Origin of the sequence: Kitasatospora sp. NPDC057512 (assembly GCF_042802135.1) — a bacterium.
Classification (GTDB): Bacteria; Actinomycetota; Actinomycetes; order Streptomycetales; family Streptomycetaceae; genus Kitasatospora.
On record NZ_JBHVET010000232.1, the window covers coordinates 1 to 11,134 of the forward strand.

Annotated in this window: 12 protein-coding genes; 11 read left to right on the forward strand and 1 reads right to left on the reverse strand. The window is 72.8% G+C overall.

Annotation, left to right across the window (positions count from 1 at the left end; translation table 11 throughout):
* The coding region (locus ACFU6K_RS17300; RefSeq protein ID WP_380663868.1) for a YihY/virulence factor BrkB family protein at nt 1–1,362 on the reverse strand (1,362 nt) is incomplete at its 3' end.
* A gap of 236 nt (nt 1,363–1,598) precedes the next feature.
* Between ACFU6K_RS17300 and ACFU6K_RS17305 the strand changes: the two genes are divergently transcribed.
* From ACFU6K_RS17305 to ACFU6K_RS17355, 11 genes are all read left to right on the forward strand, one after another.
* Nucleotides 1,599–1,682, forward strand: coding sequence for a putative leader peptide (locus ACFU6K_RS17305; protein WP_310593185.1), 84 nt, complete (start codon nt 1,599–1,601; stop codon nt 1,680–1,682).
* A 198-nt stretch (nt 1,683–1,880) separates the two neighbouring features.
* Nucleotides 1,881–3,605 carry a nitrite/sulfite reductase gene (locus tag ACFU6K_RS17310; protein ID WP_380663869.1) on the forward strand — a complete coding sequence of 575 codons (1,725 nt, stop codon included), beginning with the start codon at nt 1,881–1,883 and terminating at the stop codon, nt 3,603–3,605.
* A 73-nt stretch (nt 3,606–3,678) separates the two neighbouring features.
* Entirely contained in the window at nt 3,679–3,861 is a 183-nt protein-coding gene (locus ACFU6K_RS17315) for a hypothetical protein (protein WP_030060859.1), read from the forward strand.
* Entirely contained in the window at nt 3,842–4,543 is a 702-nt protein-coding gene (locus tag ACFU6K_RS17320; protein ID WP_380663871.1) for a phosphoadenylyl-sulfate reductase, read from the forward strand. The genes ACFU6K_RS17315 and ACFU6K_RS17320 overlap by 20 nt, the downstream gene beginning before the upstream one ends.
* Nucleotides 4,544–4,616: 73 nt before the next feature.
* The gene (gene cysC / locus ACFU6K_RS17325) at nt 4,617–5,198 is read left to right on the forward strand and encodes an adenylyl-sulfate kinase (protein WP_380663880.1); all 582 of its coding nucleotides are present in this window, start codon (nt 4,617–4,619) and stop codon (nt 5,196–5,198) included.
* Nucleotides 5,195–6,136 carry a sulfate adenylyltransferase subunit CysD gene (gene cysD, locus ACFU6K_RS17330; protein WP_380663872.1) on the forward strand — a complete coding sequence of 314 codons (942 nt, stop codon included), beginning with the start codon at nt 5,195–5,197 and terminating at the stop codon, nt 6,134–6,136. Before cysC ends, cysD begins: the two co-directional genes overlap by 4 nt.
* Nucleotides 6,136–7,467, forward strand: coding sequence for a sulfate adenylyltransferase subunit 1 (locus tag ACFU6K_RS17335; protein WP_380663873.1), 1,332 nt, complete (start codon nt 6,136–6,138; stop codon nt 7,465–7,467). Before cysD ends, ACFU6K_RS17335 begins: the two co-directional genes overlap by 1 nt.
* A 245-nt stretch (nt 7,468–7,712) precedes the next feature.
* A complete protein-coding gene (locus ACFU6K_RS17340; RefSeq protein ID WP_380663875.1) occupies nt 7,713–8,876 on the forward strand; it encodes an aliphatic sulfonate ABC transporter substrate-binding protein in 1,164 nt (387 codons plus the stop codon).
* A gap of 142 nt (nt 8,877–9,018) precedes the next feature.
* Complete coding sequence (locus ACFU6K_RS17345) at nt 9,019–9,822, forward strand: ABC transporter ATP-binding protein (protein WP_380663876.1); 804 nt, start codon at nt 9,019–9,021, stop codon at nt 9,820–9,822.
* Nucleotides 9,809–10,723 (forward strand): ABC transporter permease, encoded by a 915-nt coding sequence (locus ACFU6K_RS17350; RefSeq protein ID WP_380663878.1) that lies wholly within the window; start codon nt 9,809–9,811, stop codon nt 10,721–10,723. The genes ACFU6K_RS17345 and ACFU6K_RS17350 overlap by 14 nt, the downstream gene beginning before the upstream one ends.
* Nucleotides 10,724–10,733: 10 nt before the next feature.
* On the forward strand, nt 10,734–11,134 hold a 401-nt coding region (locus ACFU6K_RS17355; protein WP_380663879.1), incomplete at its 3' end, for a sirohydrochlorin chelatase.

The following is an 11,134-nucleotide window of genomic DNA, read 5'->3' on the forward strand; positions in this document are numbered from 1 at the left end:
CCCCGGCACCTGCTGCCCGGGCGGCACCGGCCCCAGTCCCGGCCCGGACGGCGCCCCCGGCCCCGAACCCGGCCCAGGTCCAGGCCCAGCGCCCGCCCCCGGCTGCCCCGCCCCCGCCCCGCCCGCCTGCGGCGGCCCCGCCGGCCGGTCGCTGTCCGGCGGCGGCGGGCCGGGCCGGTGGTGCGGCCCGCCACGGGCGGTGAGCCGGCCGCGCACGTTGTCGGCGGCCAGCACGTCGGCCCACCGCTCCGGGTACTCGGAGGGCACGTCCTCGCCCTCGTCCTCGCCCCACTCCTCCTCGACGCCCTCGGCGAGCCCGAGCTCGCGGGCGCGCCGGGCCCGTTCGGCGGCCCGCCGGGCGGCGACCTCGCGGACCACGGCGGCGGCCGCCTCCTCGTGGGCGCGCTCGTTCTCGGCGCGCGCGTCGGCGGTCTCCAGGGTGGGCCAGCGGCGGTCTATCGCGGCGTTCATCGCGGCGCCGATGAGCACCGCGAGCGCCACCACGAAGATCCACAGCAGGACGGCCACCGGCGCCGCCAGCGAGCCGTACACCGAGGGGCCCTCGACCGAGCTGACCAGGTAGACCCGCAGGCCGACGCTGCAGAAGACCAGCACCACCAGGGCGACCAGGGCGCCGGGGATGTCCTCGCGCCACGGGGTCGAGACCGGGACGGCCAGGTGGTAGAGGGTGGTCAGCGAGACGGTCAGCAGCACGATGGCGACCGGCCAGTAGAGGGCGCCGACCAGCCCGGACACCCCCGGTACGGCGTTCTCCAGCAGTCCCGGACCGACCATCAGCAGCGGCAGCACCAGCGAGCCGATCACCAGGGCGCCGAAGTAGAGGCTGAGCGACATCAGCCGGGTCTTGACGATGCCCCGCTTGCCGTCGAGCCCGTACATGACGGTGATGGTGTCGATGAAGATGTAGAGGGCCCTGGAGCCGGACCACAGGGACAGCAGGAAGCCGATCGAGACGAGGTCGGGCCGGGTCCGGTCGAACACCCCGTCCAGCAGCGGGACCACGACCTCGTTGACGGAGGAGTCCGACAGCACCGTCCCGGAGGCCGAGAGGATGCTCTTCTTGAGCCCGGCGATGGTGCCCGCGCCGACGAACTCGTCGAGGTAGCCGAGGGTGCCGGCCAGCCCGAGCAGCAGCGGCGGGATCGACAGCAGGGTGAAGAAGGCCGCCTCCGCGGCGAGCCCGGTGACCCGGTACTCGACGCAGGTGTTGGTGGTGTCCCTGATCAGCTCCCACGCCGTGCGGCGCCAGGTGGCCTGCTTGGCCGCGCGCCGGGAGCCCTTGCCCCGTCGCCGGGAGGGCCGCTCGGCGTTCGGTCTGGTCGTATCGCCTGCTGCTTGCACAGGGCCAACCGTATCGGGCCGGGGCCCGGCGGTTGATCTCCCCGGGGTACGGGCGCGTGGCCGGACGGGGTGGGGGCGCATCACCGGACGCATCGCCGGACGCATCACCGGACGCATCGCCGGACGTCCGGGCGGGGAGCGGCGGGAACATCCGGATGTCCCACATGACGAAACCTCAGAGTCCAGTATCTGGATGTTAGTGGACCGCGAGTCCCGCGCCGTGCGAATCTCTTGCCATGCCAAGCGCCGGAACCACCCTAGTAGGTCGACTCCACGTCGATCTCCTTCGCGTGTCCAGCGCCATCTGTCCGGTGACCTGAGCCCCCCGTCTCCGCCGCACCACCGCACCCGGCGCCGACCTTCCCGCCATCCCCGCCGCAGCGGATGCGCAGGCGCCCGCCCGGTCCCGGCCACCGCCCTCAGGACCTTGAAATCCGCAGGTCAGAGCGGTACCGCACGGCCGGGCACGCCCCGCGACCCATTCGGCAGCAGCGCCATCCGCCCAGAAGGACTTCACCATGGCCACCTCCCCCGAGACCGTCGAGCCCACGGCCGACCGCGCCGCCGAGCGGCGCCCCGCAGCGGCCCGCAAGGTGACCCGCCACCGCGGCGAGGGCCAGTGGGGCATGGGCCACTACACCCCGCTGAACGCCAACGAGCAGTTCAAGAAGGACGACGACGGTCTCAATGTGCGGACACGTATTGAGACGATCTACGCGCACCGGGGCTTCGACTCCATCGACCCCGCCGACCTGCGCGGCCGGATGCGCTGGTGGGGGCTCTACACCCAGCGCAAGGAGGGCATCGACGGCGGCAAGACCGCGATCCTGGACCCGCACGAGCTGGACGCCGAGTTCTTCATGCTCCGGGTCCGCATCGACGGCGGCCGGCTGACCGTCCCCCAGCTGCGGGCGGTCGCCGAGGTCTCCGAGCAGTACGCGCGCGGCACCGCCGACCTGACCGACCGCCAGAACATCCAGTACCACTGGATCCGGATCGAGGACGTCCCGGCGATCTGGCGGAAGCTGGAGGCCGTCGGCCTGTCCACCACCGAGGCCTGCGGCGACACCCCGCGCGTCATCCTCGGCTCCCCGGTGGCCGGCATCGCCGAGGACGAGATCATCGACGGCACGCCCGCCATCGAGGAGATCCAGCGCCGCTTCATCGGCAACCCGGACTTCTCCAACCTGCCGCGCAAGTTCAAGAGCGCGGTCTCCGGCTCCCCGCTGCTGGACGTCGCGCACGAGATCAACGACGTCTCCTTCGTCGGCGTGGTCCACCCCGAGCACGGTCCCGGCTTCGACCTGTGGGTCGGCGGCGGCCTGTCCACCAACCCCAAGCTGGGCGTGCGGCTGGGCGCGTGGGTCCCGCTGGACGAGGTGGCGGACGTCTACGGCGGCGTCATCGGCATCTTCCGCGACTACGGCTACCGGCGCCTGCGCAACCGCGCCCGGCTGAAGTTCCTGGTCGCCGACTGGGGCGTGGAGAAGTTCCGCCGGGTGCTGGAGGAGGAGTACCTCGAGTACCGCCTGGTCGACGGCCCCGCCCCGGCCGAGCCCGCCGCCCGCTGGCGCGACCACGTCGGCGTCCACCGGCAGAAGGACGGCCGCTACTACATCGGCTTCGCCCCCCGCGTCGGCCGGGTCGACGGCAAGCTGCTCGGCCGGATCGCCGACCTCGCCGCCGCCCACGGCAGCGACCGGGTGCGCACCACCGCCGAGCAGAAGATGATCGTCCTCGACATCGCCGAGGAGCACGTCGACTCCGTGGTGGCCGGCCTGGAGGCGCTCGACCTGCGGGTCACCCCCTCGCCGTTCCGCCGCGGCACCATGGCCTGCACCGGCATCGAGTACTGCAAGCTCGCCATCGTCGAGACCAAGGAGCGCGGCCGCACGCTCATCGACGAGCTGGAGCAGCGCCTGCCGGACTTCGCCGAGCCGCTGACCATCAACATCAACGGCTGCCCGAACGCCTGCGCCCGCATCCAGGTCGCCGACATCGGCCTCAAGGGCCAGCTGGTCACCGACGAGCACGGCGAGCAGGTCGAGGGCTACCAGGTCCACCTCGGCGGCGCGCTCGGCCTGGAGGCCGGCTTCGGCCGCAAGGTCCGCGGCCTCAAGGTCACCAGCGCCGGCCTGCCCGACTACGTCGAGCGCGTGCTGACCCGCTACCAGGCCGACCGCACCGAGGGCGAGCGCTTCGCCCAGTGGGCGGCCCGGGCGACCGAGGAGCAGTTGTCGTGAGTGAGCGCAGCGAGCGAACCAAAAAAGCAGGGCGTTGTTCGCGAAGCGAACGCCGAGCGCAGCGAGGTGGGCAATGAGCGAGCGCGCCGCCCCTTTCTTCTGCCCCTACTGCGGGGACGAGGACCTGCGCCCCTCCGAGGCCGGGCACGGCGCCTGGGAGTGCCACGGGTGCCGCCGCGCCTTCCAGTTGAAGTTCCTCGGCCTGCTGTCACCGACCAACCACGGGGGTACGTCACATGAGCAGCACCGCGACTGACCACGAGGCGACAGCCGTCCGGGCCGGCCGCGAGCTGGAGGAGGCCACCGCGCAGGAGGTCCTGCGGTGGGCCGCGGACACCTTCGGCGCGCGGTTCTGCGTCACCTCCTCGATGGAGGACGCGGTGGTGGCCCACCTGGCGTCCTCGGTGCTCCCGGGGGTGGACGTGGTGTTCCTGGACACCGGCTACCACTTCCCGGAGACCCTCGGGACGCGCGACGCGGTGGCCGCGACCATGCCGGTCAACGTCATCACGCTCACCCCGCTGCGGACGGTGGCCGAGCAGGACACCGAGCACGGGCCCGCCCTGCACGACCGCGACCCGGACCTGTGCTGCTCGCTGCGCAAGGTCGAGCCGCTCAACCGGGGCCTGGCCGGCTACGACGCCTGGGCGACCGGGCTGCGCCGCGACGAGTCGCCGACCCGGGCGAACACCCCTGTGGTGTCCTGGGACCCGAAGCGCCGCAAGGTCAAGATCGCCCCGATCGCCCGCTGGACCCAGGAGGACGTGGACGCCTATGTCGCCGCCCACGGCGTGCTGCTCAACCCGCTGCTGTGGGAGGGCTACACCTCGATCGGCTGCTCCCCGCTGTCCTGCACCCGCAAGCCGGGCGAGGGCGAGGACGCCCGGGCCGGCCGCTGGTCCGGCTCCGGCAAGACCGAGTGCGGCATCCACCTCTGATCATCCGCTCTGATCATCCGTTCTGATCGTCCGTCCATCCTCGTGTAAGGAACGAACCGTGACAGCTGACACCCTGGCCGCCGACGGAGCCGCAGAGGCGGCCCGCGCGGCCGCCCCGTGCGAGCGCGGCGCCACCGTGTGGCTGACCGGGCTGCCGAGCGCGGGCAAGACCACCCTGGCCTTCGCCCTCGCCGAGCGGCTGCGCGCCGAGGGCCACAAGGTCGAGGTCCTGGACGGCGACGAGATCCGCGAGTTCCTCTCCAAGGGCCTCGGCTTCTCCCGCGAGGACCGGCACACCAACGTCACCCGGATCGGCTTCGTCGCCGAGAAGCTGGCGGCCAACGGCGTCAAGGTGCTCGCCCCGGTGATCGCCCCGTTCGCGGACTCCCGCGCCGCGGTGCGCGAGCGGCACGCGGCGGCCGGCACCGAGTTCCTGGAGATCCACGTCGCCACCCCGGTCGAGCTGTGCGCCGAACGGGACGTCAAGGGCCTGTACGCCCGGCAGGCGGCCGGCGAGATCTCCGGCCTGACCGGCGTGGACGACCCGTACGAGGCCCCGGAGCGGCCGGAGCTGCGCCTCCAGACCCAGGGCCGCGCGGTCGCCGAGTCCGCCGCCGAGCTGCACGCCTTCCTGACCGAGAGGGGTCTGGCATGACCACCGCGACCGACAGCCCGGTCCGCACCGCCGACGACAACCCCTTCGCGCTGTCCCACCTGGACACGCTGGAGGCCGAGTCGGTGCACATCTTCCGCGAGGTCGCGGGGGAGTTCGAACGCCCGGTGATCCTGTTCTCCGGCGGCAAGGACTCCATCGTCATGCTGCACCTGGCGCTCAAGGCCTTCGCGCCCGCCGCCATCCCCTTCTCGCTGCTGCACGTCGACACCGGGCACAACTTCCCCGAGGTCATCGACTACCGCGACCGCGTCGCCGCACGGCACGGCCTGCGCCTGCACGTCGCCCACGTCCAGGACTTCATCGACCGCGGCGTCCTGCGCGAGCGCCCCGACGGCACCCGCAACCCGTTGCAGACCGTGCCGCTGCTGGACGCCATCGAGACGAACCGCTTCGACGCGGTGTTCGGCGGCGGCCGCCGCGACGAGGAGAAGGCCCGCGCCAAGGAGCGCGTCTTCTCGCTGCGCGACGAGTTCGGCGCCTGGGACCCGCGCCGCCAGCGCCCCGAGCTGTGGTCGCTCTACAACGGCCGCCACGCGGTGGGCGAGCACGTGCGGGTCTTCCCGCTGTCCAACTGGACCGAACTCGACGTGTGGCAGTACATCGAGCGCGAGGGCATCGAGCTGCCGGAGATCTACTACGCCCACGAGCGGGACGTCTTCGCCCGCAGCGGCATGTGGCTGACCGCCGGCGACTGGGGCGGCCCCAAGGAGCACGAGCCGGTCGAGCGGCGGCTGATCCGCTACCGCACCGTCGGCGACATGTCCTGCACCGGCGCCGTCGACTCCGACGCCACCACCATCGAGGCCGTCATCGCCGAGATCGCCGCCTCGCGCCTCACCGAGCGCGGTGCGACGCGGGCCGACGACAAGCTCTCCGAGGCCGCGATGGAAGACCGCAAGCGCGAGGGATACTTCTAATGAGCACCGCCACCAACGCCACCTCGCTGCTGCGCTTCGCCACCGCCGGCTCCGTCGACGACGGCAAGTCCACCCTCGTCGGCCGGCTGCTGCACGACTCCAAGTCGGTGCTCGCCGACCAGCTGGAGGCCGTCGAGCACGCCTCCCGCAGCCGCGGCCAGGAGGCGCCCGACCTCGCCCTGCTCACCGACGGCCTGCGGGCCGAGCGCGAACAGGGCATCACCATCGACGTGGCCTACCGCTACTTCGCCACGCCCCGCCGGCGGTTCATCCTCGCCGACACCCCCGGGCACGTGCAGTACACCCGCAACATGGTCACCGGCGCCTCCACCGCCGAACTCGCCGTCGTCCTCGTCGACGCCCGCAACGGCGTCGTCGAGCAGACCCGCCGGCACGCCGCCGTCGCCGCCCTGCTGCGGGTGCCGCACGTCGTCCTCGCCGTCAACAAGATGGACCTGGTCGACTACGCCGAGCCCGTGTTCGCCGCCATCGCCGCCGAGTTCACCGCCTACGCCGCCTCGCTCGGCGTCAGGGACGTGCTGGCGGTCCCGATCTCCGCCCTCGTCGGGGACAACGTCGTCGAACCGTCCGCGCACATGGACTGGTACGGCGGCCCGACCCTGCTGGAGCACCTGGAGACGGTGCCGGTCGGCAGCGACCCGGGCGCCGAGCCGGCCCGCTTCCCGGTCCAGTACGTCATCCGCCCGCAGACCGAGGAGCACCCCGACTACCGCGGCTACGCGGGCCAGTTGGCGTCCGGCGTGCTGCGCGTCGGCGACACCGTCACGGTCCTGCCGTCCGGCCACACCACCACCGTCGCCGGGATCGACGCCCTCGGCCGCCAGGCCGCCGCCGCCTGGGCCCCCCAGTCGGTGACCGTCCGCCTCGCCGACGACCTGGACGTCTCCCGCGGCGACCTCATCGCCGCCGGCCCGGTGCCCGTCCCCACCAAGGACGTCGAGGCCACCGTCAGCCACCTCAGCGAGCGGCCGCTGCGCGCCGGCGACAAGGTCCTCCTCAAGCACACCACCCGCACCGTGCGGGCACTGGTCAAGGACGTCGCCTACCGGATCGACATCACTGCGCCGATCGGCGAAGGGGGCCTGGAACAGCGCCCCGCCCCCGACGGGCTGAACGTCAACGACATCGGCCGCGTCGTCCTGCGCACCGCCGAGCCGCTGGCCCTGGACGGCTACTCCGACAACCGCCGCACCGGGTCGTTCCTGCTCATCGACCCGGCCGACGGCACCACCCTCACCGCCGGCATGGCGGGCGAGGCCTTCGCCACCGTACCCACCACCGGCACCCCCGACGAGGAGGACTGGGTCTGATGCCCAGCGAGGCGTTCTCGGGCATGGACAAGGAAGGCGGCCGCATCGGCAGCGGCGTCCTCGGCAGCGGCCAGGGCGGCCTGACCCGATGTGCGGGCCGACGGGGCTGAGAACGCCCTGTCACCGGGCTGTCTCCCCCACAGCCGCCCGGCTTGCCCCCGGCACACCGCTGCCGCGCGCACCACCTTCCAACCGTCCGTCCGAGACCGCCTCCTGACGGTCCGTCCGCGAACAGGACTCTCGCCATGGCACCGAACCCGGCCCTCCCGCATACCCGCACCCGCCCCGCCGCCGGGCGGATCAGACGCTCCGCGGCCGCCGCCGCGGCCGGCCTGACCGTGGCGGCCCTGCTGTCGTCCTGCAGCTACGGCTCCAAGGCCGACGACAAGTCCTCCGACGCCAAGGCCAACGCCGCCGCCACGGCCGGGGGTTCCGGCGCGAAGCTGTCCGCGGACACGGTGAAGATCGGCTACTTCGCCAACCTCACCCACGGCACCCCGCTGGTCGGCCTCCAGGAGGGCATCCTCCAGAAGGAGCTCGGCGCCACCCAGGTCAAGACCCAGGTCTTCAACGCCGGCCCGGCCGAGATCGAGGCGCTGAACGCCGGCTCCATCGACATCGGCTGGATCGGCCCCTCCCCCGCCATCAACGGCTACACCAAGTCCGACGGCAAGTCCCTGAAGATCATCGGCGGTTCGGCCTCCGGCGGCGTCAAGCTGGTCGCCAACCCGGAGAAGATCGCCTCCCTGGACGACCTCAAGGGCAAGAAGATCGCCACCCCGCAGCTCGGCAACACCCAGGACGTCGCCCTGCTCAACTACCTCGCGGGCAAGGGCTACAAGGTCGACGCGGCCACCGGCGCCGGCGACGTCTCGGTCGTGCGCACCGACAACAAGGTCACCCCCGACGCGTACAAGTCCGGCTCCATCGACGCCGCCTGGGTGCCCGAGCCCACCGCCTCCAAGCTGGTCACGCTCGGCGCGAAGGTCCTGCTCAACGAGAAGGACGTCTGGCCCGACAAGAAGTTCGTGATCACCAACATCATCGTCTCGCAGAAGTTCCTCACGGAGCACCCGGACGTGGTGGAGGCCGTGCTGCGCGGCTCGGTGAAGACCAACGCCTTCATCAAGGACAACTCCGACAAGGCCAAGGCCGACGCCAACGAGGCGATCAAGAAGGAGGCCGGCAACTCCCTGGAGCCCGCCATCCTCGACCCGGCCTGGGCCGACATCGACTTCCTGGACGACCCGCTGGCGAACACCCTCCAGGCCGAGGCCGACCACGCCGTCACCGCCGGGCTCCTCAAGAAGCCCAACCTGAACGGCATCTACGACCTCACCCTGCTGAACAAGGTCCTCGCCGCGGCGGGCCGGCCCGCCGTCGCGGACGCCGGACTCGGCGCCAAGTAGCACCCGCAGCACGGCCGTTCGTCACGACTCCGCGGTCCGGCCCCCGCCCGCCCGGTCGATCCCCGATCGATGCCCACCGGGACGGGCGGGGCCCGGGCCACGGCCCCGACCTCGCCAGACCACTCATCCAGGAGGTGCCCGGATGACCCCGGCACTGACCACCTCGGCGGACGCCCCCGGCGCCGACGCCCACGGCGGTGCGCCCGCCGTCCGGATCTCGCACGTGCACAAGTCCTTCGGCCGCCCCGGCGCCCAGACCCACGTCCTGGACGACATCACCCTCGACGTCGCCCCCGGCGAGTTCGTCACCCTGCTCGGCGCGTCCGGCTGCGGCAAGTCCACCCTGCTCAACCTCGTCGCCGGCCTCGACCGGCCCACCGCCGGCGGCATCGAGGTGCCCGGCGGCCGCCCCGCGCTGATGTTCCAGGAGCACGCCCTCTTCCCCTGGCTCACCGCCGGCCGGAACATCGAACTCGCCCTCAAGCTGGCCGGCGTCGCCCGCCCCGAGCGCCGCGCCGAGGCCGAGCGGCTGCTCGAACTCGTCCGCCTGGACGGCGCGTACGGCAAGCGCGTCCACGAGCTGTCCGGCGGCATGCGCCAGCGCGTCGCGATGGCCCGCGCCCTCGCCCAGGGCAGCAAGGTCCTGCTCATGGACGAGCCCTTCGCCGCCCTCGACGCCATCACCCGCGACGTCCTCCACGACGAGATCACCCGGATCTGGGCCGAACGGCAGCTGACCGTCCTGTTCGTCACCCACAACGTCCGCGAGGCCGTCCGCCTCGCCCAGCGGGTCGTCCTGCTCTCCTCCCGCCCCGGCCGGGTCGCCCGCGAATGGCGCATCGACCTGCCCCAGCCGCGCCGCATCGAGTCCGCCGGCGTCGCCGACCTGTCCATCGAGATCACCGAAGAACTGCGTGGGGAGATCCGTCGCCATGGCCAGCACTGACACCACCCCCGTCCTGGACAAGAACGACAGGACCGCGGACACCGCGGACACCGCCGGCGTCGGCGCCGGCCTGGACGCCCTCGACGCCGTCGCCGCACAGCGCGGCTCCCTCGGCGAGGCCCTGCGGAGCAAGGCCCTGCCGCCGCTGATCGGCGTGCTCGTCGTGCTCGCGCTGTGGCAGGGCGCGTACAGCCTGGAGCTCACCTCCTCCTACAAGCTGCCCAGCCCCGCCGACGTGTGGCGCTCCGCCCAGGACCTCTGGTACCAGGGCACGCTGTTCTCGATCATCTGGACCAGCGTCTGGCGCGGCCTGTCCGGCTTCCTCCTCGCCGTGGTGATCGGCACCCCGATAGGCCTGGTCGTCGCTCGCATCAGACCGGTGCGCACCGCCGTCGGGCCCGTCCTGCAGGGCCTGCAGTCGCTGCCCTCGGTCGCCTGGGTGCCCGCCGCCGTCATCTGGCTCGGCATCAACGACTCGATGATGTACGCCGTCATCCTGCTCGGCGCCGTCCCCTCCATCGCCAACGGCCTGGTCGCCGGCATCGACCAGGTCCCGCCGCTGTTCCTGCGGGCCGGACGCACCCTCGGCGCCACCGGCCTCACCGGCGCCCGGCACGTCCTCATCCCCGCCGCGCTGCCCGGCTACCTCGCCGGCCTCAAGCAGGGCTGGGCGTTCTCCTGGCGCTCCCTGATGGCCGCCGAACTCGTCGCCTCCTCCCCCGACCTGGGCCGCGGCCTCGGCCGCTTCCTGGAGGACCAGCGCGAGTTCTCCGACATGTCCGGCGTCCTGCTCGGCATCATCCTCATCCTCTTCGTCGGCATCGCCATCGAGCTCCTCGTCTTCACCCCCGTCGAACGCCGGGTGCTGCGCAACCGCGGCCTGCTGGCCACCGGCAAGTGAGGCACCGCTGATGCCCGCCCTCCTCCTGATCGCCCACGGCAGCCGCGACCCGCGCCACGCCGCGACGGTGGCCGCGCTCGTGGAGGAGGTGCGGGCCCAGCGACCCGGCACCGAGGTCGCCACCGCCTACCTGGACCACTGCGCGCCGCGGATCCCCCAGGTGGTCGGACGGCTCGCGGACGCGGTGGCGGTGCCGCTGCTGCTCAACCGGGCCTTCCACGCCAAGCACGACATCCCGGCCGCCCTGCGCGCCGCCGGCTCCCGGCTGCCGGTCGCCGACGTGCTCGGCCCCTCCCCCCTGCTGCTCGCCGCCCTGGACCGCCGCCTCGCCGAAGCCGGCCTCGCGGTCGGCTCACCCGCCGCCCGGGCCCGAACCGGCGTCGTCCTGGCGGCGGCCGGCTCCTCCGACCC